This window comes from Paraliobacillus quinghaiensis (assembly GCF_003426025.1).
GTDB classification, from domain to species: domain Bacteria; phylum Bacillota; class Bacilli; order Bacillales; family Amphibacillaceae; genus Paraliobacillus_A; species Paraliobacillus_A quinghaiensis.
In genome coordinates, this window is the sequence record NZ_QJSH01000029.1 from 1 (window position 1) to 26,812 (window position 26,812).

At 36.4% G+C, this 26,812-nt stretch carries 23 protein-coding genes and 1 tRNA gene; 16 read left to right on the plus strand and 8 right to left on the minus strand.

The genetic code is table 11. The annotated features are described in order from the left end of the window. Window positions 1-202: 202 nt before the first annotated feature. The 3 genes from D2K40_RS14065 to D2K40_RS14070 form a co-directional block, all read right to left on the minus strand. Complete coding sequence (locus tag D2K40_RS14065; RefSeq protein ID WP_308422919.1) at window positions 203-601, minus strand: class I SAM-dependent methyltransferase; 399 nt, start codon at window positions 599-601, stop codon at window positions 203-205. Between the two features lie 29 nt (window positions 602-630). Then, window positions 631-804: a hypothetical protein gene (locus D2K40_RS16780; RefSeq protein ID WP_308422916.1), complete on the minus strand. Its 174-nt coding sequence runs from the start codon at window positions 802-804 to the stop codon at window positions 631-633. Between the two features lie 365 nt (window positions 805-1,169). Next, window positions 1,170-2,075 carry a multicopper oxidase family protein gene (locus D2K40_RS14070; RefSeq protein WP_117156976.1) on the minus strand — a complete coding sequence of 302 codons (906 nt, stop codon included), beginning with the start codon at window positions 2,073-2,075 and terminating at the stop codon, window positions 1,170-1,172. 199 nt (window positions 2,076-2,274) lie between these two features. Between D2K40_RS14070 and D2K40_RS14075 the strand changes: the two genes are divergently transcribed. The 4 genes from D2K40_RS14075 (at window position 2,275) to D2K40_RS14090 (ending at window position 7,617) form a co-directional block, all read left to right on the plus strand. After that, window positions 2,275-2,571 (plus strand): metal-sensing transcriptional repressor, encoded by a 297-nt coding sequence (locus D2K40_RS14075; protein ID WP_117156977.1) that lies wholly within the window; start codon window positions 2,275-2,277, stop codon window positions 2,569-2,571. Window positions 2,572-2,608: 37 nt separating this feature from the next. Next, window positions 2,609-4,978 carry a heavy metal translocating P-type ATPase gene (locus D2K40_RS14080; protein ID WP_117157003.1) on the plus strand — a complete coding sequence of 790 codons (2,370 nt, stop codon included), beginning with the start codon at window positions 2,609-2,611 and terminating at the stop codon, window positions 4,976-4,978. A gap of 30 nt (window positions 4,979-5,008) precedes the next feature. Next, window positions 5,009-5,215 carry a copper chaperone CopZ gene (gene copZ, locus D2K40_RS14085; protein WP_117156978.1) on the plus strand — a complete coding sequence of 69 codons (207 nt, stop codon included), beginning with the start codon at window positions 5,009-5,011 and terminating at the stop codon, window positions 5,213-5,215. Window positions 5,216-5,514: 299 nt separating this feature from the next. Then, window positions 5,515-7,617: a heavy metal translocating P-type ATPase gene (locus tag D2K40_RS14090; RefSeq protein ID WP_117156979.1), complete on the plus strand. Its 2,103-nt coding sequence runs from the start codon at window positions 5,515-5,517 to the stop codon at window positions 7,615-7,617. A gap of 92 nt (window positions 7,618-7,709) precedes the next feature. Here D2K40_RS14090 and D2K40_RS14095 read toward each other — a convergent pair whose 3' ends face one another. The 4 genes from D2K40_RS14095 to D2K40_RS14110 all read right to left on the minus strand — a co-directional run bounded on the left by D2K40_RS14095 (window position 7,710) and on the right by D2K40_RS14110 (window position 11,707). Then, entirely contained in the window at window positions 7,710-8,690 is a 981-nt protein-coding gene (locus D2K40_RS14095; protein WP_117156980.1) for a polyprenyl synthetase family protein, read from the minus strand. Between the two features lie 30 nt (window positions 8,691-8,720). Beyond that, window positions 8,721-9,251 carry a Gx transporter family protein gene (locus D2K40_RS14100; protein WP_117156981.1) on the minus strand — a complete coding sequence of 177 codons (531 nt, stop codon included), beginning with the start codon at window positions 9,249-9,251 and terminating at the stop codon, window positions 8,721-8,723. Between the two features lie 36 nt (window positions 9,252-9,287). Further along, entirely contained in the window at window positions 9,288-9,698 is a 411-nt protein-coding gene (locus D2K40_RS14105; protein ID WP_117156982.1) for a NusG domain II-containing protein, read from the minus strand. A 137-nt stretch (window positions 9,699-9,835) separates the two neighbouring features. Continuing rightward, window positions 9,836-11,707, minus strand: a complete 1,872-nt coding sequence (locus D2K40_RS14110; RefSeq protein WP_117156983.1) for an NAD(P)/FAD-dependent oxidoreductase — start codon at window positions 11,705-11,707, stop codon at window positions 9,836-9,838. Window positions 11,708-12,142: 435 nt separating this feature from the next. Here D2K40_RS14110 and D2K40_RS14115 point away from each other — a divergent pair, with 435 nt between their 5' ends. Genes D2K40_RS14115 through D2K40_RS14135 form a run of 5 tightly spaced genes read left to right on the plus strand, consistent with a single transcriptional unit; the run spans window position 12,143 to window position 16,652 of the window. Beyond that, a complete protein-coding gene (locus tag D2K40_RS14115; protein ID WP_373285576.1) occupies window positions 12,143-13,180 on the plus strand; it encodes an FAD:protein FMN transferase in 1,038 nt (345 codons plus the stop codon). Window positions 13,181-13,205: 25 nt separating this feature from the next. Continuing rightward, window positions 13,206-14,147: a 1,4-dihydroxy-2-naphthoate polyprenyltransferase gene (gene menA / locus D2K40_RS14120; protein ID WP_117156984.1), complete on the plus strand. Its 942-nt coding sequence runs from the start codon at window positions 13,206-13,208 to the stop codon at window positions 14,145-14,147. 29 nt (window positions 14,148-14,176) lie between these two features. Next, window positions 14,177-14,992, plus strand: a complete 816-nt coding sequence (locus D2K40_RS14125) for an energy-coupling factor transporter ATPase (RefSeq protein WP_117156985.1) — start codon at window positions 14,177-14,179, stop codon at window positions 14,990-14,992. Further along, window positions 14,983-15,840: an energy-coupling factor transporter ATPase gene (locus D2K40_RS14130; RefSeq protein ID WP_117156986.1), complete on the plus strand. Its 858-nt coding sequence runs from the start codon at window positions 14,983-14,985 to the stop codon at window positions 15,838-15,840. The genes D2K40_RS14125 and D2K40_RS14130 overlap by 10 nt, the downstream gene beginning before the upstream one ends. Beyond that, a complete protein-coding gene (locus D2K40_RS14135; protein ID WP_117156987.1) occupies window positions 15,837-16,652 on the plus strand; it encodes an energy-coupling factor transporter transmembrane component T family protein in 816 nt (271 codons plus the stop codon). The genes D2K40_RS14130 and D2K40_RS14135 overlap by 4 nt, the downstream gene beginning before the upstream one ends. A gap of 567 nt (window positions 16,653-17,219) precedes the next feature. Here D2K40_RS14135 and D2K40_RS14140 read toward each other — a convergent pair. Next, window positions 17,220-17,296, minus strand: a tRNA-Met gene (locus tag D2K40_RS14140). Between the two features lie 134 nt (window positions 17,297-17,430). On the opposite strand from D2K40_RS14140, the gene D2K40_RS14145 reads away from it, so the two are divergent. The 7 genes from D2K40_RS14145 to ftsH all read left to right on the plus strand — a co-directional run bounded on the left by D2K40_RS14145 (window position 17,431) and on the right by ftsH (window position 26,698). Further along, complete coding sequence (locus D2K40_RS14145) at window positions 17,431-18,003, plus strand: histidine phosphatase family protein (RefSeq protein WP_117156988.1); 573 nt, start codon at window positions 17,431-17,433, stop codon at window positions 18,001-18,003. A gap of 317 nt (window positions 18,004-18,320) precedes the next feature. After that, on the plus strand, window positions 18,321-20,756 hold the full coding sequence (gene spoIIE / locus D2K40_RS14150) for a stage II sporulation protein E (RefSeq protein WP_373285575.1): 2,436 nt from the start codon (window positions 18,321-18,323) through the stop codon (window positions 20,754-20,756). An 87-nt stretch (window positions 20,757-20,843) separates the two neighbouring features. Next, window positions 20,844-21,605: a VWA domain-containing protein gene (locus tag D2K40_RS14155; protein ID WP_268237325.1), complete on the plus strand. Its 762-nt coding sequence runs from the start codon at window positions 20,844-20,846 to the stop codon at window positions 21,603-21,605. Further along, complete coding sequence (locus D2K40_RS14160) at window positions 21,577-22,536, plus strand: protein kinase domain-containing protein (RefSeq protein ID WP_117156990.1); 960 nt, start codon at window positions 21,577-21,579, stop codon at window positions 22,534-22,536. Before D2K40_RS14155 ends, D2K40_RS14160 begins: the two co-directional genes overlap by 29 nt. A gap of 78 nt (window positions 22,537-22,614) precedes the next feature. Then, on the plus strand, window positions 22,615-24,015 hold the full coding sequence (tilS, locus tag D2K40_RS14165) for a tRNA lysidine(34) synthetase TilS (RefSeq protein ID WP_117156991.1): 1,401 nt from the start codon (window positions 22,615-22,617) through the stop codon (window positions 24,013-24,015). Between the two features lie 10 nt (window positions 24,016-24,025). Next, a complete protein-coding gene (hpt, locus tag D2K40_RS14170; RefSeq protein WP_117156992.1) occupies window positions 24,026-24,568 on the plus strand; it encodes a hypoxanthine phosphoribosyltransferase in 543 nt (180 codons plus the stop codon). Window positions 24,569-24,691: 123 nt separating this feature from the next. Continuing rightward, a complete protein-coding gene (ftsH, locus tag D2K40_RS14175) occupies window positions 24,692-26,698 on the plus strand; it encodes an ATP-dependent zinc metalloprotease FtsH (RefSeq protein ID WP_117156993.1) in 2,007 nt (668 codons plus the stop codon). The last annotated feature ends 114 nt before the right edge of the window (window positions 26,699-26,812 follow it).

Sequence of the window (26,812 nt, forward strand, 5' to 3'; positions counted from 1 at the left end):
GTGGTACTTTAGCAGGTGATGTATATGTAGAAGCTAATGGTTTCCAACTTCATGAAACATCAACAATTGAAGGAAATCTTACTTTCGCAAGTCAAGAATACCAAGATTCAGCTAACATCGCTGGTGAGGTAACTGGTGAAACTACTGTAGAATAATATAATGAATTAACAATGAGCTATCTCAAAAGAGATAGCTCATTGTTTTATTTGTTAGGTGATATTTTTAATTTACGCATTATTGTAGACATTAGCAATTCCTTATCTATAACTTTTAAACCAGCATTCTCAATGTTTTGAACAGTTTTGCGGTTAATATTAGCCCCGCTGATACGCAATCCAATAGGGTTTATAATATCCATTACTTTACCTAATACTTCATTATTACTTCGCATATGCTCCAACATTAATAAGTACCCATTTGGTTTGAGTACTCTTCGAATTTCTTGTAAGCCTTGAACGGGATCAGGAACTGAACAGAAGACACATGTTGAGATAACTGTATCAAAGCTGTTATCTGGAAAATCCAGTGATTGAGCATCCATCTCTACTAATTTAAAATTAGTTTTGAGGTTTTTCGCCTTCTCTTTTGCTTTTGCTAACATAGCTGGGCTAAAGTCAATCCCTGTTACCTTTACGTCCGCTGGATAATAAGTAATGTACCAACACCTATTTCTAAAACGTTTCCTTTTACCTCTTTCAGCAAATCTTCTCGCCATTTTTCTGGCATCATTTTATCCATTATATCGAAGACACTAGAAATTCGATTATATCTGTTTTTGATAATATCTGTTGTGTCTTTATTCAACAATATCTACTCCTCTTCTTTTGATGTCTCAACTACAATTAATTTGGATTCTAACATAGCGAAACTTTGATTTCTACTTTATGAACAATTGTAGCTAGGGTTGATATTCTACTAAGAATAATTATAATCACTTATCATATAGTTAGTGCTATTGATGATGGCAGTTATAGTGGAGCATTTTTTGTTAGTTTAAATCAATTGGGAAAGTACTTAAAGAAGAGAGTAATAACTATGAAGAAATCTCCCATACACTAACTTCAGTCAGTAAATATCTTTATAATCCAAAAATTTATCTGTTGCCTAATGAAAATAAAACATATAAAAACACCGAACTCTTAAGAGTTTGGTGTTTTTATATGGTGATATTATCTAATCGAGGGCAGATAAATTAAACGGCTAATCATTCCGCCGGGAGTTTCACCGTTATTTGATTGGTGAAAGCTCCTAGTACCATTAACTGGCCAAACTCCAGGATTGTTTGCAATGAACTCGATATCAAAGCGTTTGCCAGAAGCTATGAAGATTGTATCATCAAATAAACCATGCCGAGGAAATCCATCAACTTCTACGATGTTAAAATCATGTCCATGAATGTGCATGGAATGATTAGAACTAGATTTGTTGATAAAACGCATTCTAATTTTTTCTCTATATTTTGCATACATTGGGGTGGTATATGGAAAACTCTTCCCGTTCAAAGTGAAAAAGTTTGGATTATTAGCAAATTTGATTGGTTTGTATGTACCTGAAAAGACTTTACCAATTTCAGGTTGGTTAATTTGCCATTGTTGAATGACTTGAATGTAATCACGATTTGGAATTGCTTCTGGTTTTACTTCACGTGGAATCACAATAAAAGGACCTAATAACCCTAGGTTTGCTTGAAAATCATGAGTAGAATGATAAAAAAAAGTGCCACATCGCCAAGCTTGGAATTTATAAGTGAAAGACTCACCTGGTTGAATTTGTGGTGTAGGTTCTATCACAGGGTTTCCGTCTTGTGTATTAGGTTTTGTCAGGCCATGAACATGCAACGCTGTGGGTTCATCAAGTCTGTTTTCTACTTCAAGAAAGACCCACTCCCCTTGTCTTAAAATAATTAAAGGCCCTGGTGTTGATTGATTATATCCAAGTGCATCAATTGTAAGATTCGTTAAGATGGGATGCTTAATTTTTTCGACCACCAATTTGTAATGACGAAAATTTGCTCCTTGCTGATATGCTGCAATTTTCGAGTCGGGAAATGATATACGCTCTTCCCATTGATTCATTTATTAACCCCCAAGAAACAATTTTGATATTTAGATATATATGCATCCCATTTACATGTTATTGCAATTAAAAATATTATTGGATATTTAAGGTGATTGAGAAAATAATATTTTTATAGGAGAATAAGTTAATAAATATTTGAAATTAATACAATACTATGGTAGGGTATAGTTGTAGTTGGTGAAAGGAAGTGAATACATGAATAATCAAATGAAACCGATCAAACCACGAAGTGAATCAGAACAACAAAAGGTAATCAATCGTTTAAAGCGAATTGAAGGCCAAGTTAGAGGTATTCAAAAAATGGTTGAAGATGATCGCTATTGTATCGATATATTAGTTCAAATAAGTGCTATTAATTCTGCGCTAAAGAATACAGGATTTCAATTACTTGAACGACACATGAACCACTGTGTTTCTCATGCGATCACAACTGGAAATGGTGAAGAATCGATTGATGAACTGATGAAAGTAATGCAGCAATTTTCTAAATGAATTGGAGGTGAGTCATGTGGTAAATAAAAAAGTAGATATGGGTATAACAGGCATGACGTGTGCTGCTTGTTCAACTCGGATAGAAAAAGTACTTAATAAGATAGATGGAGTAGAAGCAAACGTTAATCTTGCAATGGAAAAGGCATCGATTGAATACGATGCAGAAAAAGTATCACCATCTGACCTTTCTGACAAAATAAATAAACTTGGTTATGGTGTGGAAACGGAAAAGGCTGAATTAGATATTTATGGTATGACCTGTGCTGCCTGTTCCACTCGAATAGAAAAAGTTTTAAATAAAATGGATGGAGTCGAGGCATCAATTAACCTCACAACCGAAAAAGGTATCATTGATTACCAACCTGAAATTGTTAGTATAGATGAAATTACTGAAAAAGTTGCAAAACTAGGATATGAGGCAAAGCAAAGTCAAAATAGAGAAGAGCAGAAAGATCATAAAGAAACTGAAATCCACGATAAAAAAGTGAAATTATTAATTTCTTCTCTTTTAACATTGCCGCTTCTTTATTCAATGGTTGGCCACATGCCATGGGATACTAACATACCAATGCCTGGATTTTTAATGAATCCATGGTTACAATTTATACTTGCTGCTCCGGTACAGTTCTACATTGGTTGGCAATTTTATACTGGAGCTTATAAGAGTCTGAAGAATAAGAGTGCTAATATGGATGTGCTTGTTGCTTTAGGTACTTCTGCAGCATTTTTCTACAGTTTAGTTGAGGGTATTCGGGCAACAGTTAATGCTGGTTATGAGCCGCACTTATATTATGAAACGAGTGCTGTATTAATCACATTAATACTTGTAGGCAAACTTTTTGAATCAATGGCTAAAGGCAGAACAACTGCAGCTATATCTAAATTGTTAAGTTTACAAGCAAAAGATGCAACTGTTATTCGTGAGGGAGAAGAAGTGAAAATCCCATTGGAGCAAGTCGTTGTTGGTGACACACTTGTAGTTAAACCAGGTGAAAAAATACCTGTAGATGGTATGATTGTCTCTGGAAAATCAGCTATTGATGAATCGATGATTACTGGTGAATCTATTCCGGTAGAAAAGACTTCCGGTGATAATGTAATCGGATCAACAATTAACAAAAATGGAACAGTAAAAATGGAAGCAACAAAAGTTGGGAAAGATACAGCTTTGGCAACCATTATTAAAGTGGTTGAAGATGCTCAAGGGTCAAAGGCCCCAATCCAACGATTCGCAGATGTTATTTCAGGTATCTTTGTTCCTATTGTAGTAGTAATCGCAATCTTAACATTTCTAATCTGGTTCTTTATTGTAGATCCACAAAATTGGCCAACAGCACTAGAAGCATCCATCGCAGTTCTAGTTATTGCCTGTCCTTGTGCATTAGGGTTAGCGACTCCAACATCAATAATGGTTGGAACAGGAAAAGGTGCAGAAACTGGCGTATTGTTTAAAGGTGGCGAACATCTAGAGAAGACCCATGAAATTAACGCAATAATATTAGACAAAACGGGTACTGTAACAAAAGGCACACCTGAAGTGACAGATATACAGTACTTTATGGATGATGCTCTTCCATATTTAATTGCAGCTGAACGTTCATCTGAACACCCACTTGCAGAAGCAATTGTAGATTATGGGAAGAAAGAAAATGTTGAAGTGTTAGAAGTTGATGAATTTGAAGCAATACCTGGTCATGGTATTAAATCACATATAAACGGAAAGACGACACTTGTTGGTACACGTAAGTTAATGAAAGAAAACAATATTGATTTTGATAAATATGAAAATCAAATGATCCAGTTTGAAACAGAAGGAAAAACCGCAATGATGTTTTCCATTGATGGAAAATTGGCTGGGATGGTAGCTGTAGCTGATACAGTTAAACCAAATGCAAAAGAAGCTATTGCACAGTTAAGGGCACAAGATATTGAAGTGTATATGATTACTGGCGATAATGAGCGAACAGCTAAAGCAATTGCAAAACAAGTGGGAATTGATCATGTATTTGCTGAAGTGTTACCTGAAGATAAGGCGAAGCATGTTAAAACTCTCCAAGAAAAAGGTAAAAAAGTTGGCATGGTTGGTGACGGGATAAATGATGCACCCGCACTAGCAACTGCTGATATTGGTATTGCAATTGGAACAGGTACTGATGTGGCTATTGAAACAGCTGGTATTACATTAGTCGGTGGGGATCTTTCTAATATTCCAAAGGCAATTGGTTTAAGTAGAAAAACAATGACTAACATTCGCCAAAATTTATTCTGGGCTTTAGCTTATAATTCAGCAGGAATCCCAATTGCAGCATTAGGACTTCTTCAACCTTGGATTGCTGGTGCCGCGATGGCATTTAGTTCCGTTTCTGTTGTTTCCAACGCTTTACGATTAAAGCGTGTGAAAATATAAAATTAATTTTATTTAAGGAGGAATTTTCAAATGAAAAATATAACATTAGATGTAAAAGGTATGACATGTGGCCATTGTAAAGGTGCGGTTAATGGAGCGCTTACTGAGTTAGAAGGAGTAGACAACGTAGAAGTGAGTCTAGAGACTGGTAAGGTAGATGTTAGCTTTGATGAGTCAAAAGTTGATCAGGCTAAACTGAAAGAAGCGGTTGAAGAACAAGGATATGATGTAGTTTAAATAAGTTTTAAAAAGCATGCAGGTGAGTTCTGCATGCTTTTTATATACTCTTATAGCAAATGAGTTGACCCATTAACCTTCACAGTTGATATAAAATGCGCATTAATTAAAGGAGTGAATTCCATACTCGCTCCATAAGTGAAATGGCATCGCTTTCCGTGGGTAGGGCTTTATGATGGGGCGAGTAATCTGCATTTTCTTGTGTATGTTTAATCTATACCTATAGGCGGTATATTAATATTAAGAAAATAAAATAGTTGTGTGAACAAATGAAGTATGTGTAAGTTTTAGAAGGAGGAATGAAATTGGATAAAGAACATGATGAAGAACAAAAACAACAGGTTCATGATCATAACCATCACTCTCATGATGACCATGACCATGCAAATGGACACCATAATCATGACAATCATCAAGCTCATGGCCACGGTGAACACTCCCATCATGGACATCAGGGTCATGATCACGGCGATATGATAAATGATTTTAAGCGCAGGTTTTATATTTCATTAATAGTAACTATTCCAATATTACTACTATCACCAATGATTCAATCATTCTTTAATTTTGAATTAACATTTCCGGGTTCTAGTTACGTTTTATTTGTGTTAGCTACCTTTATCTTTTTCTATGGTGGAAAACCATTCTTAACTGGATCAATTGATGAGTTAAAACAAAAAAATCCAGGTATGATGACGTTAATTGCATTAGCAATTGTGGTTGCTTATGGATATAGTTCATTAACCGTCTTTGGTCTGTCAGGTAGTAACTTTTTCTGGGAGCTAGCTACTTTAATTGACATTATGCTATTGGGACACTGGATTGAAATGCGATCTGTTATGGGTGCCTCAAATGCACTTGAAGAACTCGTTAAAATGATGCCATCAACAGCACATCTAATCGATGAAAATGGTGATGTGAAAGATGTTGAAGTAGCTAGTTTAAAACCTGGAGATAATGTACTTGTAAAACCAGGCGAGAAAGTTCCAGTCGATGGCAGTATTGTAAAAGGCCAATCTTCTGTTGACGAATCGATGTTAACGGGTGAATCTGTACCGATAGATAAAGAAATTAACAATGAAGTTATTGGTGGTTCTATTAATGGGGAAGGGTCACTAACAATTCAAGTAGAAAAGACTGGAGAAGAAAGTTATCTCTCCCAGGTTGTAACAATGGTAAAGGAAGCACAAGAGTCAAGGTCTAAGACACAAGACTTATCTAATCGGGCCGCTAAATGGCTGTTTTACGTAGCGCTGTCAGCGGGTATTATCACACTTATTGTTTGGTTAATGTTAGGTTATGAGTTTGCTTATGCCCTAGAACGAATGGTAACTGTGATGGTTATTGCCTGTCCTCATGCCTTAGGACTTGCAGCACCGTTAGTAGTTGCACGGTCTACCGCTTTAGCTGCTAAACGAGGCTTATTAATAAGAAATCGTACAAATTTTGAAGAGGCAAGAAATATAGAGGCAATTGTTTTTGATAAAACAGGAACATTAACAATGGGTGAGTTTGGTGTAACGGAGGTTATTGCAGAATCAGACTATGATGAATCAGATGTATTGCAGGTTGCTGCATCACTTGAAATTCAGTCTGAGCACCCAATTGCTAGAGGAATTGTTGAAGGAGCGAAAGAAAGAGAGATAAACTTTGATGAACCTGAACATTTTGAATCTATGACAGGAAAAGGATTAAAAGGAATAATAGAAGGAAAAGAAGTCCTTATTGTGAGTCCTGGATATGTGCAAGAAAAACAAATAGATTACAATAAAGAAAAATTTAACTCTCTTTCTGAGCAAGGTAAGACAGTTGTATTTGTTCTTATTGATAATCAATTGGCAGGTATGATTGCTTTAGCAGATAAGGTTAGAGAAAGTGCTGAGCGAGCAATTAAAAGATTGAAGGATCAAAATGTTGAGTCACAAATGTTAACAGGCGATAATAATAAAGTGGCTCAATGGGTTGCGAAACAATTAAACTTAGACCAAGTAGTTGCTGAAGTATTGCCACATGAAAAAGCAGACAAGATTAAAGAAATAAAGAAAAGCGGTAAGAAGATTGCGATGACAGGTGATGGTGTTAATGATGCCCCTGCGCTTGCGAATGCAGATTTAGGTGTTGCGATAGGTGCTGGTACAGATGTTGCAATGGAAACGGCAGATGTTGTTTTAGTAAGAAGCAACCCAGAAGATGTTGTTTCAATTTTAGAACTCTCAAAATCAACCTATCGAAAAATGATTCAGAACCTTTGGTGGGCAGCAGGTTATAATATTGTAACGATACCACTTGCGGCCGGTATACTATCACCGATTGGCATTGTGTTAAGTCCGGCAGTAGGAGCAGTGTTAATGTCGTTGAGTACGATAATCGTAGCAATTAATGCACGATTATTTAAAGGGTAAATAAATTAGAGAAGTTAGTAGTCAGACACAGACTAAAAGGAAAAATCCCCCTTATTCTCCGTGAATTTGGGGGATTTTTATAGGTTATAATATTATAGATTTCTGTTTAATAGACTAGTAGTAATTTGATATAAAGTATCTTTATAAGTGCCATTAGGTAATTTGTTTAATTCTTTAAGCGCCTTTTTTGTATATCTTTCAGCCAATTGTTGTGCTTTTTCCAACCCTTTTTCTTCTTCAATTGTACGCAAGATTATTTGCATATCTTGATCGGTTAGAGCTTCTTGTTTTTCTAAGATCGGTTTTAATGTTTTACGATTACTTTGCATGGCATAGATTAATGGAAGGGTGTAAATCCCTTGTTGTACATCTGCCATAACAGGTTTACCAACTGTTTTTTCATTACCTTTATAGTCAAGGATATCATCCATAATTTGAAAAGCCATTCCAATATAATGTCCCATATTCCAAGCATTCATTGTATTTCTTCTAGAAGCATTACTTTCAATGGCTCCTGAATAACAACTAACAGCAAATAACTGCGCTGTTTTTCCTGAAATACGTGACAAATAGTTTTTGACACTTTCGGGTGGTTTGAATCGTGAATGTAGCTGATCTAATTCGCCGCTTAAGATCTTTTCCATACTTCGTGAATTAAACTCTAGATGTGCTAATGAAGTAGCATGTCGTGATAATAATGTGAAAGTAACGGAAAACAAATAATCTCCTGAATAAATTGCAATTTGGTTACCATGGGTTGTGTGTATTGTTGGGATTCCATGCCTTGTCGTGGCGCCATCAATCACATCATCATGAACTAATGTAGCCATATGCAATGTTTCTAGTGCTGCCGCAACGGCGGTCGCCTTTTCTTTATCATACTCTGGCCCAATCTCAGCGCAGAGAAGGGAATAGGCAGGGCGTAATAGTTTACCACCTGAATGAACTAAATCTTTGATTGTCTTTTCAATTGTTTTATCACGGACACGGATATGTGTGTCGATCAATTCTAGTACATTTGCTAAGTCTGCTTGTAAAGCAGGGAAGCTGTTCCACATAGGGTGTACACGCATTGTGAAAAACCTCTTTCGTTAAAAGTCATATTACCGTAATTCTCGTAAGGCCATATAATAATTAAGTTTCTCAATATGGGTTAATAAATAGTTGGCTGCAACACCTATTGCAATACCTGATAAGATACCGATAAAGGCTAATACCGGTAAATATAATAGTACTGTCCAGGTTTGAGCAATCCAACTCGCTACTGTTAATTGTCCAATGTTATGCAATACAGCACCTGTGGTACTAACTCCAATTAAGCTTATTCGTGAAGCGCCAAGTTTCTTAACAGCTAACATACCGAAGAAACTAAGGACAGCACCTGCTGCGCTATACATAAAAGTAGAAATGGTCCCTCCTAGTAAAGTTGCTAGTACTAGTCGAATCGCAACGACTTTACCAGCATCTTTTAAGGGTAAGGTATACAAGGCCATACATGTAATAATATTGGCTAAACCTAACTTTGCCCCTGGTGCAATCGCGAAAGGAAATGGTATCGCGCGTTCTAATAAACTAATAATCACCGCTTGGGCAGCTAATAGGGCTATATAAACAAGACGCTGATTTTTTGTCATAATTCAACTTCCAATCTTATCGTGCAAAATTATTCCTTAAGAGCTGATGATATCAGCTTCAGTATCTTCATTTGTTGTGTGAACTTCAACAATCAACTTATGAGGAAGGCAGACAATCGTTTCTCCAGGTTCAGAAATGTAACCAGTGCGTACACATACTTGGTCTGGACAAGTTGCACTTTTAATACGAATTCTCCCATCTACTACTTCGATGGTGTTTATTTCGTCCTCAAATTTTGAAATGTCAAAAACATCTGTTCCTTCATGTTCTGTAAGTGTTATATGTTTTACTTCTTCATTATCAACCGATATTACAGCTTCGTGATCGGTATTTGTATTTTGCGATTGTTGCATATAAAAAACCGCAAAGGGTAAAAAAGAAACAGAAATTAATACAGTGATAATAACTAGATCCCCTGTTTTAAGCACTCTTAAAAATGCCTTCATTTTCTTATTTCCCCTTCATTGTTTTTAAATTATTTAACTTTGCTTGTGCAAAGATATTAAATAAAATAAGATAGCGAAAGGCTCTACTTAGAGCCAATCGCTTTCTTTAAAAGTAGTATATCTATATCATATAAAAATTATTTCTTATCCTGATAAATGGATTGTTCTTTACCATACCACCAGTTACCTAGTTTACGTTGTAGGTAAGGAATTACCCAGTAATCTAAACCAAGTGTACGTCCAGAACCGTTCAATAGTGCAATTGACGCTGGAAGAGCCCATACTTTATCCCAACCAAGCATTGCGGAAAGTGTAAACGTTACTAAGAATGCTGCACTTGCTGCACTTGCTAACCAAGTGAATAAACCAGCTACAAGAGCTAAACCAATTGCTAACTCAACAAATACCATGAATTTTTGCATAAATACTGCAACTTCAGGTGTTGGCATAACAATTTGCATAAACCATTCAAAGATCCCAGGCATTCTACTCAAAATTGGTGTGGCCCATTCTGATGCTTCACCAGCTTCACTAGCCCCACTTGTTGCAGTTTGTAACCATTCGAATGGCATTCTTACAGTTGATCCAACTAACCAAGAACCTTCACCTAATCCATTGAACAATTGTCCAAGGTTAGAGAAACTGGATGTTGCTTGTTCCCATGTGTCTTTGCCCCAAATTTTCATACCAGCTTCTACTAACCAGAAACCACCGACAAATAGACGGAGAGGGAAACTCCAAAGTACATTACCATAACGTGTTAAGAAATCACGGAAAATATTGCGTTTATCTTTTGTTTCGAAGAATTCATGACGAATATATTGAACCATATAATAGCCGCTTGAAATACCAAAGAAATAATAAAGGTTAACCATGTGTTTCATAAAGTTTGCAAACCAACCACTTAGGTGAACACCCATAAGATCAGCTACACCATAACGCGCACCGATAGATACCATTGTACCGTGGTATTTACCTTCATACGCTTCTTTTTCTCCACCGCTGATTTCAGCAATAATTGATTTAGCCGCTGTTGTACCTGTTTGCTCAGCTGCCTCAACAATTTGTGGTGTTGGTTTACCTTCTTCTTCTTCATAATACGCTAAGTCACCAATAACATAGACATTGTCAAAGTCTTCTGACTCCATGTATTGATTAACTTTCAGGCGACCTGCACGACCAGTTGACATGCCGTAGTCTTTTGTATCTGAATTAGCTTTTACCCCTGCAGTCCAAATTAAAGTGTGTGTAGGAATTGTTTCTCCAGACTTTAACACGATTTCTTCTTTTTTAACTTCTACTATAGGAGAATCTTTTAGTATTTTAACGCCATTTTTCACTAAATAAGCTTCTGCTTTATCAGCATCTCTACGCTCAAGCATATTTAGAATTGTTGGTGCAGCTTCCACTACATATAAAGTGATTTCTTCTGCATCAATTTTGTTATCTTTCGCTAGACGTTCTTTCCACTCTACTAATTCTCCAACCATTTCAATTCCAGTAAACCCTGAACCACAAACAGTGAAGGTTAGCATCGCGCGACGTGTTGCTTCATCTTTAACTAAAGCGGCACGGGAAACTGTTTTTTCAATGTGTTCACGAAGTTTGACAGAGTCTTCCCATGACCATAGTGTGAACCCGTTTTCGCCAACACCAGGTGTTCCGAAATCATTTGGTTCTCCACCCATACCAAGAATAAGATAATCAAAATCATATTCTCCATCTTCTGTTAAAACTTTCTTCTTATCATGATCTACGTGTGTAACATTATCCGTCACTAAATTTACTTTTGTGCGGTTAAATAGACGACGTAGATCAAACTGAATTGCTTCCGGTTCGACACGATGTGCAGCCACTTCATGTAATTCCGTCATCATTGTGTGATATGAATGACGATCAATTAATGTAATGGTAACAGCGTCATCTTTTTTGTACTTTTTTGCAAGTTTCTGTGCTGCGTGTACACCAGCATAACCTGCTCCAATAATGACAATATTCTTGTTTGCCATAATATTTATTCACTCCTTTAGAGATTAGTAATGATTTGAAAATTGTTGTGAATATTTGAACAACCTGACTTAATTGTACAGCTGTTTTAGGCTTGTGTCTAGGTTTTTTAAAGATAATATATAAATAATTCTAGAAAGTGCACTTTTTTGTTTAAAAAATTAATAAACTTAAATGTTCAAAAAGTAGTCATATATTTAAAAAACCCTATACAATCAGCCTTCATCCATGCTAACGTATAACTATAATGAGATTAAAGTGATAGACAGCAAAAAAACACAATGCTATAATCACGTTGTTATAATGTGAATATATTCACAAAAATAAATAATAATGTAAAATTCTTTAAAGAAATTTTGTAAGTCATGTAAAATAAATAATGTAATTGTAAAAGTTGTTTTCTATTATTTTAAGAGAGAAAGGTTTTGACAACATTGATAAAAAAAAGAGCAACTATAGTTGGACTACTCATACTAGTATTTCTAGCGGGGTGTAGCTCAAATGAAGGTGATTTATTGCAATCACCTTATAAGCAAACGGAATTTTTAATGGGAACTGTTGTGACTGTAAAAATTTACGATGAAGGAAAAGAAAATGTACTAGATTCAGTATTTAACCGAATTGAGATGCTGGCAGAGCAAATTGGAGTTGGAGAGGTAGATTCGCAAATTGATGAAGTAAATGCCAATGCAGGCGAGAAACCTACGGAAGTAACAGATGATGTATTTGAATTAGTACAAGCTGGGAAAAGCTATAGTGAACAAGCAGAGGGGTCTTTTGACATAACGATTGGTCCATTAACTTCATTATGGCATATAGGTTACGACGATGCCCGGAAACCAGAGCAAGCTGAAATTGATGAAGTTCTATCATTAATTAATTATAAAAAAGTTACATTAGATGAAGAAAATAAAACGGTTTATTTAGAAGATGAGAATATGCAAATGGATTTAGGTGCAATCGCAAAAGGTTTTATTGCAGATGAAGTGAATGAGGTATTAGATGAAAACGGCGTGACAACCTCTATTATTGATTTAGGTGGTAACATCTTTGTTAAAGGCAATAATCCGTCTGGTGATAAATGGACGGTCGGTATACAAGACCCATTTTCTGCACGAGGAGAAACAGTTGGAAAAATTGAGGCAAGTGACCAATCGATTGTTACATCTGGAATTTATGAGCGTTACCTGGAAGTCGACGGGGTGAGTTATCATCATTTATTAAATCCAATAGATGGTTATCCGTTCGATAATGAAATTGCCGGGGTAACGATTGTTAGTGAAAAATCAATTGATGGTGATGCTTTATCAACAGTAGTTTTCTCAAAAGGTCTAGAAGGTGGTATGGCTTTTATTGAGAACCAAGAAGGTGTAGAAGCTATCTTTGTTAATAAAGATAATCAGATCTTTATAACTTCAGGGTTAGAAGATGAGTTTCAATTAACAAATGATTCTTTTCAATTAGGTGAATTATAGAGAGGTTTAAAAGGGGGAGTGGAAAATGTCATTTTTTACGTTTTTGAAATTGGTTGAGATTCAAACGAAGATTGCAAGTGTTTTCCCATTCTTGGTGGGATGTTTATTTGTTTATTACCGCTTTGACAGTTTCCATCCAATTAATACAGTGATCTTTTTTGTTTCTATGCTTAGCTTTGATCTAACAACAACTGCAATAAATAACTATATGGATTATCGGAAAGCATCCACTGAAAGTTATCGGAAGGAACATAATATTATAGGGCAAAAGGAAATCTCTGAAAAAGTTGTTATTATCACTATTTTGAGTTTACTAACCTTTGCGTCAGGACTTGGTATTTGGCTTGTGTTCCGTACGGATCTATTTGTTTTACTTGTAGGTATGGTTTGTTTTGGAATCGGGATTTTCTACACATTTGGCCCAATTCCATTTTCAAGAATGCCTTTAGGTGAACTTTTTTCTGGTGTAACTATGGGATTTGGAATTGTGTTTTTAGCAGTATACGTAAATGCATTTGATCAAGGGATTGTTCAGTTGTTATGGGAAGGACGAACAATTAGCTTACAAGCAGATATTTTGCTACTGTTAGAAGTTGTGTTGATCTCAATCCCATGTATGTTTACCATTGCAAATTTAATGTTAGCTAATAATATATGTGATATAGAAGAAGATATTAAAAATCATCGTTTTACATTACCTTATTATTTAGGTAAAAAATACGCAATTCTATTATTTAATAGCTTGTATATTTTATCATTTGTTGCAATCATAGCGGCTGTTTTGTTAGATCTTTTACCAATGGTGATGTTTGTGACATTACTAGTGAGCTATCCAGTGTATCGCCATGTACGTAAATTTAACCGAAAACAAGTGAAGGCAGAGACGTTTAGTGTAGCAGTAAAAAACTTAGTCTTAGTAAATGGTTCTATTGTTGCAATGCTTGCACTATCTGTTGTGCTTTTTTAAGAGAATAATGCAATGAAAGGAAAACTCTAATGGCTAGACCAACTATTTTAGAAGTGAATGATCTTACGTTTCGTTATGATTTACGTAAGGATAATAATACCTTGTCTTCGGTCTCCTTTTCTGTACAGCAGGGAGAATGGGTGGCGATTGTCGGTGATAATGGATCAGGGAAGTCAACGTTAGCGCGTTTGATTGTAGGTTTATTGGAAGCGGAAAAAGGAACAATCACTATTGATAATGAAATATTAAGTGAAGACACAAAGTGGAGGATTCGTGAAAAAATTGGCTTAGTATTTCAAAATCCTGAAAATCAATTCATTGGTACAACTGTGCAAGACGATGTTGCCTTTGGTTTAGAAAACAACAACATGCCGTATGAAGATATGAAGTTGAAAATAGAAGATGCATTGCAGTTAGTAGGCATGGAGACATATCGTTTAAAGGACCCATCTCAATTATCAGGGGGCCAAATGCAACGGGTTGCGATTGCTGGAATCCTAGCATTAAAACCAGATGTTATTCTTTTAGATGAAGCGTTTGTTATGCTTGATCCACAAAGTCGACGTGGCTTGTTTTCAACTTTGAAATATTTAAAAGAAAATGAAAACATTACGATTATCTCTATTACACATGATCGAAATGAAGCTGCATTGGCAGACCGGATCCTTGTAATGGATGAAGGAAAACTAATTCAAGAAGGAACGCCAAAAGAGGTGTTTTCGACGAATAATCAGTTAGAACCACCGTTTGCAGAGCAATTAAGGCGAAAATTAAATGCAAAGGGCCGAAAGGTACCACAAACGTATATGACAGAAGATGAAATGGTGAAATGGTTATGCAGATAACGTTTAAGGATGTAACAGCAGATTATCAACTTGGTCCAATACGGAGTGCAAATATATTAAAAAATGTTAATCTTGCATTGCCTACTCATTCATTTACTGCAATAGTAGGACACACAGGTGCAGGGAAATCAAGTTTACTCAAAACCATTAATGGACTTCTTTTACCACGAGACGGTAGTGTAGAGGTTGGCGAAATTGTGATTACAGCTGATAAACCAAAGAAGGCATTAAAAGAAGTAAGGCAACATGTAGGAATGGTCTTTCAGTTTCCGGAAGCACAATTGTTTGCAGAGACGGTAGAGAAGGATATTTGTTTTGGTCCACTTAACTTTGATGTACCTTTGGAAGAAGCAAAAAAGCGTACGAAAAAAGCACTGGAGTTTGTTGGTTTAGATGAAACGTTATTGGAAGTATCACCTTTTTCTTTATCGGGGGGACAGCAAAGGCGTGTAGCAATTGCTGGTATTCTAGCAATGGAGCCAGATGTATTAATTTTAGATGAACCTGGAGCTGGCTTAGATCCTGAGGGAAAGCGCGAAATTCTATCAATGATTAAACAACTCCACTCTAAGGAAAAACTGACCACAATTATTGTTACGCATGATATGGATGATGTGGCTGCTTATGCAGATGATGTTGTAGTAATGGAACAGGGGACTGTAGCTGCTTATCAATCCGTAAGGGATTTTTTTTCTGATACAGAACGTTTGCAAAATTGGCGTGTTGATTTTCCTGAAGCAAGAAAGCTTCAATTGAAAGTAGAAGAAGAAACAGGAGTTAAACTACCGCAGATATGTTTGACTATAGATGAATTGACAGAAAGTTTGATTGAGGTGGGATTAGCATGAATAAATTAATATTAGGTCGCTATTTTCCTGGCGAATCATTGCTACACCACTTGGATCCACGAGCAAAATTAGTTTCTGCTATTTATTTTATTGCTCTTTTATTTGTTGCAAATAACTGGCAAGGGTATCTTTTGTTATGGGCATTTACTTTCTTCGTCATGCGCTTATCAGATGTGAAGCTAAAAACGTATCTACGGGGTGTTCGGCCGCTAATCTGGTTAATTTTATTTACGGTATTTCTACAAATATTATTTACAGCAGGTGGTACGATTTATATAGATTGGGGATTAATCACCATTTCGAAGTTTGGACTAATTAATGGTGCTTTTATTTTTTCCCGTTTTGTAATGATTATTTTCATTTCAACGGTCGTAACGCTAACAACAAAGCCGATTGACTTAACAGATGGAATTAATGCGCTACTTAGTCCGCTGAAAACTATTAAAGTGCCAGTAGATGAAATTGCCTTAATGTTATCGATCTCATTGCGATTTATTCCAAACTTATTAGATGAAACACAAAAAGTAATGGATGCACAAAGAGCACGTGGTACAACATTTGGAGAGGGTTCTTTAGCACAGCAGATGAAGAAGCTTACACCAATTGTAATGCCGTTATTTGTTAGTTCACTGAAACGTGCAGAAGACATGGCAGATGTAATGGAGGTCAGAGGGTATCAGTCTGGAAAGCCACGGACAAGCTTCCGCAGATTAGCTTGGCGCAAAAAAGACACCTTAAGCATTTGTGGAATGGTATTTTTGACCATTATTGTTGTGCTGCTTCGCAATGAAGGGGTAAATTATCTTAACTAAAGTTAAATTCTTATATCCTGATTTTTTAAAATACACAGTTGATCTAAAAAGCGCATTATCATTAATTCTTTCTTTATAAATTAAGCGGTATTCCCGCGCTTCCGAAAAACACTCGCTTTCCGTGGGGTCTTCAGACTGTTCCTTTCCCACAGGAGTCTCGCATTTTTCTACAGCTTAGTCTAGTTTCCTGTCATAGAAAAAAACGCAACACCATCTTGATTAGTTATTTAAAAAGATGAGGCTCACATACTAGCGGATCAAGTGAAATTGTCGACACTCCAGCAGGAACAGCGGATGTTTTTGATGGGGCGAGTAATCGCAGTCCCACGAGCTGAAGATCCACTAGGAAGCGTTCTTTCTTCCTAGTTAGCTGAAGCCGTGCCTGCGGAAAGGGAGACAATTTCACTTGAGGAGCGGGTCAGAGAAACAAAAAATTAATGCATAGTTTATAGGTTTTTGGCACTAAATTTTCAAAGAATTGTATAACTGAAAAATCTTCCTACATATTATGCAGGAAGATTTTGTTTATTGTTTATGTATTTTATTACTAATAAGGTTAGGTATAATTGGTAGCGGCGGAGGGGATCGAACCCACGACCTCACGGGTATGAACCGTACGCTCTCGCCAGCTGAGCTACGCCGCCACGCAGTGAGAATAACTGTGCTTGTTTCAAAGGCACAAGTGATATATTACAACAGCTTGTCTTAACTGTCAATAGGATTTTAATAAATAACGAAGACATTAGTTTCATAAAAATATATAGGGGGCAACTGAAAAATGATTTGTCTAGTTCGACACGGTGAAACAGATTGGAATTTGCAAGGAAAGATTCAGGGTAGTACAGATATCCCACTGAATGAAACAGGGATTAAGCAAGCAGAAGCATGTAGCTCTTATTTTGAAGGTTCGGATTGGGACATTATCGTAAGTAGCCCAATGAAAAGAGCAAAGCAGACAGCTGAAATCATTAATCAAAAGCTACAAGTAGATGTAGTTGAAAGGCATGCTTTTAAAGAACGAGGCTTTGGAGATGCAGAAGGGTTAACTTTGGAAGAAAGGTTACGCCTTTTCCCTAACCATGAATACCCAAACCAAGAATTAAAGCAAGATTTTATAAAGAGAGTAATGGGTGGGATGGAGGAAATTAATCAGAGGTTTCCGAACAAAAAAGTGTTAGTAGTTGCTCATGGTGCAGTGATTCATAGTTTGTTAAATGAGATGGCAAAAGAGCAAATTGATTTTATGAATACAAAGTTAGCAAATGCGTGTATTAGCCATGTACAATATATTGTAGATAAATGGCACGTACATAATTACAACCAAATTGATCACTTGGAAAATGTGAAATAAAAATCAGATATCAGATCGATAAAACGGACTTCAACGGACTTCATGTTATATGGAAGTCCGTTTTTCTATAATACAAATTTTAAAAATAGCAGAAACCTTGTATTGCAATAAAATTCCAAGTTATTTAAAGGCTTTTGGTATGAATAAAACAATATCACAGAGAGGGGCAATTTCGCTTTATGTTGAAAAGCGCTGTTATGTAAGGGAATAAGTCGAACATTTTGTCACGATAGATTGGTTATTTTGACAAAAAATTGAAAGAAGGTGTGCTTTAATTAACAACATACTATACGAGGAGTGAAGGTGTGTTGGATATGATGTCAGAAACAGAAACTTTACGTGTCCAAACAAATAGAGCAGAAAATTGGAAAAAACGATGGTTGGAAAAACAACGTCGTATTTTATTTGAACATGGTGGTCTGCTTTATTTAGTTGGCTTTTTACTTGGACGAGCATTTATTTTAGAAGCATTATCACCGTTTGCACTTGCTTATTTAGCTTCTGTTTGGTTTGTCCGTAAAGAAAAGGTAAGAGTTTTAATTGTTGTTATGACTATAGGTGCCCTATCGGTAGGGGCTAAGCAAAGTGCATTTATTGTAGCTGCATCGCTTGTCTTTGTGTTCTTTGCTGCTATTTTTAAACAATTGAAACACCAGCAGAAGGTTATACCGTTTATCGTATTTTTTGCAAGTCTATTATCGCGTCTAGCACATTATGCGCTTTTTGAAACGGTAAACACTTTTGAAGTTGCATTAGCTTCAATAGAGGCAGTTTTAAGTGCGGTACTTGTTTTAATATTTATGCAAAGTATTCCTTTATTATCACCAAAAAGATATAAACCTGCTTTAAAAAGTGAAGAAATTATCTCATTAATTATTTTATTAGCATCTGTGTTAACTGGAACAATCGGTTGGGAATTACAAGGTGCACATGTTGAACAGATCGCTTCACGTTATCTGGTTTTATGGCTTGCGTATATTGGTGGTGCAACGATTGGTTCAACTGTTGGTGTTGTTGCGGGCTTAATATTGAGTTTGGCTAGTGTGAGCGGCCTATATCAAATGAGTTTGCTAGCATTTGGAGGGCTGTTAGGTGGACTTTTGAAAGAAGGAAAAAAAATAGGTGTTTGCTTAGGGTTATTTGTAGGCACGATCTTACTCGGTATTTATGGTGGCGGTACTATCGCGTTATTTCCTTCTATATTAGAAACAGGTATTGCGGTTCTATTGTTCTTTTGTACACCTGAACAGTGGATAAGGCAATTATCCCGATTTATACCAGGAACAAAAGAGCATGAAAAAGAACAGAAGCAATATGTGCAAAAGGTTCGAGATGTAACGGCAAATAGAATTGAACAATTTTCTAATGTATTTCAGGCATTGTCAAAAAGTTTTGATGGACAACCAAAAGATTCTATTGTAGAAGATGAAGCACAAAAAGAAACGGATTACTTCTTAAGCAATGTAACTGAAAAAACATGTCAAAGTTGTTTTAAAAAGGATTATTGCTGGGCGCAACAATTTGACAAGACATATGATTTCATGACAAACCTGAAAGATGATTTTGAGGGAGGACAACCTCCAAATAAAGTGCTGCATGCAAAATTTTCACATCACTGTGCTAAATCAAAAAAAGTACTTGAAGTAATGAAAGAAGAATTATCTTATTATGAAGCGAATCAAAAATTAAAAAGGCAAGTTGGAGAAAGTAGACGTATTGTAGCGGATCAACTTTTAGGTGTTTCCGAAGTGATGGGAGATTTTGCGAAAGAAATCGTGAAGGAAAGGGAGAATCATGAACAGCAAGAATTAGAAATTATTGCGGCACTTAAATATATTGGTTTAGAAATGGAAAAATTAGAAATTTTCAACTTAAAGAAAGGCGAGATTGATATTGAGATGAATTTGTCTGTTTATCAGTATCATGGAGAAGGACCTAAGTTAATTGCGCCGATTTTATCAGATATTTTACAAGAGACCATTATTGTGCAAAAGGAAGAGGTTTCTCCTTTACCTAATGGGTATTGTCATCTTAGCTTTAGTTCAGCCAAAAAATATATTGTTGATATCGGTTTAGCACATGCTGCAATAGATGGTGGCTTTATCTCTGGTGATAGTTATTCCACAATGGAAGTTGGTTCAGGTAAGTATGCGTTAGCTATTAGTGATGGAATGGGGAATGGGAAACGGGCACATGAAGAAAGTACAGAAACCTTGCGTTTGTTACAGCAAATCTTGCAATCTGGTATTGATGAACAAGTAGCAATAAAATCGATTAATTCAATTCTATCGTTGCGGACAAGTGACGAAGTATTTTCTACATTAGATTTGGCGATGATTGACCTTCATCATGCTGGGGTGCAATTTTTAAAAATTGGTTCAACACCAAGCTATATAAAACGTGGGGAGCGCGTGCAAACAATAGAGGCAAGTAATTTGCCGATTGGTATCATTCAAGATTTTGATGTTGAGGTGGTAGATCATCAGTTAAAAGATGGAGATATTCTGATTATGACAAGCGATGGAATTTTTGAAGGACCAAAGCATATTGAGAATTCTGATGTTTGGTTAAAACGTAAAATAAAAGAATTAGAAACAAACCAGCCACAAGATATTGCGGATCTTTTATTAGAAGAGGTGATTCGAACAACGTCAGGAAAAATTGAGGATGATATGACAGTGCTAGTAGCTAAAATATCAAAGTTTAATCCAAAGTGGGCGAGCATACCCACATACCAACAAAAAGCAAATTGAGAATTTTTCATTAAAGGTATAAAGTCCTGCGATTCCGTCGACAATGTTGGTAACGAAAAGCGTAGTGACATTGTTGTCGTGTCGAACGTGAAGCGCAGGAGGAGAGGTAAAGTGAAAAAAGGAACATTGAAGCAAATATTACTGATTACAGATGGGTGTTCAAATAAAGGGGAAGACCCATCGATGGTCGCAGCATTAATAGCGCAACAAGGGATAGCGGTAAATGTCATCGGGGTATTAGAAGATGATCAAAGTGAACAACCAATAGGATTGGAAGAGGTTGAAGAAGTTGCACTTGCTGGAGAAGGAGTTAGCCAGATCGTTTATCAACAGGCCTTATCACAAACAGTTCAAACGGTAACAAAACAAGCAATGACACAAACGCTACAAGGTGTCGTGAATCAAGAATTAAAGCAAATACTAGGCCCTAATCAAACGATGGAATCTTTACCACCTGAACAGCGAGGAGAAGTAATGGAAGTTGTTGAGGATTTAGGGGAAACTAGTAATGTAGAAGTACTTGTTTTGGTTGATACTAGTGCTAGTATGCAAAACAAATTACCAACTGTAAAAGAAGCGTTAATTGATTTATCTATTAGTATGAATGCGAGAATAGGTAAGAACAAATTTGCGATTTATACTTTTCCTGGGAAAAGAAAAGCATTAAATAAGGTAATAGATTGGACAAATAAACTAGACTCGATTTCATCTGTTTTTCCAAAACTAACGAGTGGTGGAATTACACCTACTGGTCCGGCACTAAAAGAAGCGATGCATCAATTTGGAAAAATGAAATTAACAAGGAGTATGAATAGAAACGATGAATCCATCGAAGAAGCCGGTTTTTGATCTTAGGCCAGGGTCAATTATCAGTGGAAAGTGGCATAGACAAGTATATGTCGTCCAAAAGCAATTGGGAAAAGGAGCAATTGGTACTGTTTATTTGTGTAAAAGAAAAGATGGTAGAGTAAGTGCGTTAAAAATAAGTGAGAAAGCGGCATCGATTACAACAGAAGTTAATGTTTTAAAACACCTATCTAAGGTCCAAGGAACTCGTCTTGGGCCTTCTTTAATCGATGTTGATGATTGGATTGATCAATATGGTACATGTTACTCATTCTATGTAATGGAGTATGTACAAGGGGTAGGTCTAGCTTCCTTTTTGCGTCAACGAGGGAAGAATTGGCTAGGTGTATTACTCTTACAGCTATTAAAGGATTTAGAGCGATTACATCACCAAGGTTGGGTTTTTGGTGATTTGAAATTAGATAATGTAATTGTGAGTTCTTCACCTCCACGGTTACGGTGGATTGATGTTGGTGGTACAACGCAAATTGGCAGATCAATAAAAGAATATACGGAGTTTTATGATCGAGGTTATTGGCAGGCTGGGACACGTAAAGCAGAGCCGAGTTATGACTTATTTGCTTTAGCGATGATGGCACTTCATTATGCTTATCCAAATCAATTTGATCGTGGGCGATATCCGGCTAGAACATTGCGAGAAAAAGTAAGGCAATCTAAAGTGTTGATGCCGTATCAAGCTTGTTTAGAGAAAGCATTGCAAGGAGGATATCAATCAAGTCTTGAAATGCAAAAAGATTTAAGCAATAAGCTTTTAAAAGTTACAAATCAAAAACTTGATACGACTATAACGAAAAGAAACAAACAACAACGATCTCAAAAAGCCATGCAGAAAAGCAAGTTATTTTGGATGGAAAGCTTTGTGATTATCATGGTAGCATTTCTTTTTTTCGTAATCTATTATGTCGCAATTTAGGCAAAGGACTTTCTATGTATTTAGTAAAGTGTTAGGATAGAATTGCTTACTAGTTCACGAAAGAAGTTGGATGAAAAAATGGAATATGAAATTGATGGATTTATTAAACGACATGATCTTCTGAAACCCCATAGTACGTTGTTAATTGGTGTCTCAGGTGGGCCTGACTCAATGGCTCTATTATATTACTTAAATGCTAGAAAACATCAATGGGATTTTCATTTAATTGTGCTATCAGTAGATCATGGATTACGTGGGGAAGCGTCACGAGAAGATGTTGAGTATGTGAGAGCGTTTTGTTTCGAGCATAATATTGCTTTTCATAATACATCAGTTGACGTGCCGACTTATAAGAAAAAACATAAACTCGGCACTCAAGAAGCTGCCCGTAAAATGCGTTATACATTTTTTTATGAGCAAATGAAACAACACCAGGCTGATTATCTCGTGTTAGGTCATCACGGAGATGATCAAATTGAAACTATGTTAATGCGACTTACACGTAGCTCAAACCCCGCTGCACTGACTGGGATACCGCTTAGGCGGGAATTTGCGACTGGTCAAATTATCAGGCCGTTTTTGGCTGTAACGAAAAAAGATATTGAATCCTACTGTAAAGAAAAAGGTATTACCCCTAGAAGAGATCCATCGAATGAAGAGGATCTCTATACACGAAATTTCTTTAGAATGCACTTATCGCCACTGCTAAAGGAGCAAAATCCTAACCTACATCGATCTATTCAGAAATTAAGTGAGGCAATTACCGCTGATACACACTATTTGGATCAACAAGCACAAAAAGCATTTGAATCTATTGTTCATATTATAAATAAACCGAAACAAGTAGAATGTTCAATTATTTTACTGAAAAAGTATCCGTTTGCTTTACAAAGGCGTGTGTTTCATCTAATATTAAATTATCTTTATGATGTATTGCCAGATAGTTTGCATTATGGTCATGAGGAGCAGTTTTTTGATCTTATACATAGTGAAAGAGCAAATGCATCGATAGATCTGCCTAAAAAAATGAGGATGACAAAGTCCTATCAGTCGATTCACTTTCAATTCCAAGAGGAAAAAGCACATAATTTCTCCTACTTCCTTCCTGTTCCTGGCGAGGTCAGGCTGCCAGACGGTACAGAAATTGTTGCATCAGTAATTAAACCACCATTTTCAAAGAATCAAGATAGAAATGTGTTGATTGTTCAGGTTGATGTAGAGAAACAAACTCCTTTTTTGGTTAGATATCGACAGCCAGGGGACCGTATGTATGTAAAAGGGTTGCATGGTCGAAAAAAAGTGAAGGATATTTTTATTGATAAGAAAATCCCCTTACATCAGCGAGATAGGTGGCCTTTAATTGTTGACCAACAAGGAGATGTGTTGTGGGTTATCGGTTTAGTAAAGGGAACTGAGAAAGGTCATTCCAATGGGCATCAATTTATTAAAATTGAATATAGAAGTAATGAAAATATCTAGGAGGATTGGAATGCACAAGGACATCGAAAAGATATTAGTTTCACAAGAAGAAATACAAGAAAAATGTAAGGAACTTGGCGCGCAATTATCAGAGGAGTATCAAGATCGCTTTCCTTTAGCAATTGGTGTATTAAAAGGTGCTCTTCCGTTTATGTCTGATATACTTCGTTCTATGGATACATACTTAGAAATGGATTTTATGGACGTTTCGAGTTATGGAGGAGAATTACGCTCATCAGGTGAAGTGAAAATTGAAAAAGACTTAAACACAAAAGTAGAAGGAAGAGATCTGCTTATTATTGAGGATATCATTGATAGCGGTCTTACATTAAGCTATTTAGTTGATTTATTTAAATACCGAAAAGCAAAATCAATTAAAATAGTTACCTTGTTGGATAAACCTGAAGGACGTACTGTTGATATAAAAGCAGACGTGGTGGGTTTTAAAGTTCCAAATGAATTTGTTGTTGGTTATGGGTTAGACTATCAAGAAAAATATCGCAACCTTCCATATATAGGTGTTCTAAAACCGCATGTATATGGTGGAGAATAAGTACGACTAGCATGTTAAAAGAAAGGGTAGCATATCTTAAAAGGATAAATGCAATTAGTTGTAATTAACCTTTTTAATATGGTACTATTTACTATAGTTTTCTCGCTTGGGAGGAGGTAGGCAATGAATCGAATAGTACGTAATGTAATTTTTTATTTTGTTATATTTTTAGTTGTGATATCCGTAATGGGAGTGTTCACAGGACAAAATAATCAAGAAGAAGAATATAAAGTAAATGAATTTATGCAAGCTCTTGATAACGGTAATATTGCAGAAATGGAGATGCGCCCCTCAAATGGTGTAATGCGAATTGAAGGGGAGTTAACAGATGAAGATAGTACTACATTTGTTACAAATATTCCAGACAATACAGACATCGTTGCAAATATTTATGAGCAAGCAAAAGACCAAAACATTTTAAATGTTAAACCAGAGGAACAGCCAAGCGGTTGGGTAACGTTTCTAACGACCATGATACCGTTTGTGATTATATTTATCTTATTTTTCTTCCTTCTTAGCCAATCACAGGGTGGCGGAAACAAAGTGATGAACTTTGGTAAAAGCAAGGCTAAGATGTACACAGAAGAGAAAAAGAAAGTAAGATTTAAAGACGTTGCTGGTGCTGATGAAGAAAAGCAAGAACTTGTTGAGGTAGTAGATTTCTTAAAAGATCCTCGTAAGTTTGATGCAATTGGTGCAAAAATTCCTAAAGGTGTTTTATTAGTAGGGCCTCCAGGGACAGGTAAAACATTACTAGCGCGTGCAGTTGCTGGTGAGGCAGGAGTGCCATTTTTCTCGATTAGTGGTTCTGACTTTGTAGAAATGTTTGTTGGTGTTGGTGCTTCGCGTGTTCGTGATTTATTTGATAATGCGAAAAAGAATGCACCAGGTATTATCTTTATTGATGAAATTGACGCGGTTGGTCGTCAACGTGGTGCCGGTGTCGGTGGCGGTCACGATGAACGCGAGCAAACGTTGAACCAGTTGCTAGTTGAAATGGATGGTTTTGGTGAAAATGAAGGTATTATCATTATTGCTGCAACTAACCGTCCAGATATTTTAGACCCAGCATTATTACGTCCGGGACGTTTTGACCGACAAATTACTGTTGATCGTCCAGATTTACGTGGGCGTGAAGATGTGTTGAAAGTTCACGCTCGTAACAAGCCGCTTGGTGATGATGTTGAATTAAAAACAATTGCAATGCGTACACCTGGGTTTTCTGGCGCTGATCTAGAAAATTTATTAAACGAAGCGGCTTTAGTTGCTGCTCGTGGGGATAAAACAAAGATTGAAATGGTCGATGTTGATGAAGCAATTGATCGTGTAATTGCAGGACCGGCTAAGAAAAGCAGAGTTATCTCTGAAAAAGAAAAAAATATTGTTGCATACCATGAAAGTGGACACACAATCATTGGGATGGTTCTTGATGATGCTGATATGGTGCATAAGGTTACAATCGTACCTCGTGGCCAAGCAGGTGGTTATGCTGTGATGCTACCTAAAGAAGATCGTTACTTTATGACGAAGCCTGAACTTTTAGATAAGATTACTGGATTACTTGGTGGTCGAGTAGCTGAAGAAGTAATCTTTGGAGAAGTAAGTACAGGGGCTCATAATGATTTTGAGCGTGCCACAAATATTGCGCGTAAGATGGTAAGTGAATACGGCATGAGTGAGAAGATCGGACCGTTGCAATTTGGTGGTTCTGGTGGCCAAGTGTTCTTGGGGCGCGACATGCAAAATGAATCAAATTACAGTGATGCAATTGCTTATGAAATTGATCAAGAAATCCAAAGCTTTATTAATCAATGTTATGCACGTGCTAAAGAAATTCTAACTGAAAACAAAGATAAACTAGAATTAGTTGCGAAATCTTTATTGGAAGTGGAGACTTTAGATGCATCTCAAATTAAATCACTATTTGAACATGGTGTACTTCCTGATCCGGTTGTTTCAGAACAAGATGGGGAAGGTCCATTAGAGGACAAAACTCAGACGGCTGAACAAAAAGACTTGAAGGTTAACATCCAATCAAAATCTGAAGAAGAGACAAACTCTATCTCTTCCGAATTTGATCAAGATAATGATGCAACTAGCGATGAATCAGGTTCAGACAAAAAAGAATAAGTAGTAAAAAACTGATGCAAAAATTCACCTTTGGTGGTTTGAGCATCAGTTTTTTTATGAAACTGTGTTCTAAACTTCTAATCCGCTACGTCAGAAAATGGCTTCGCTTTCCGT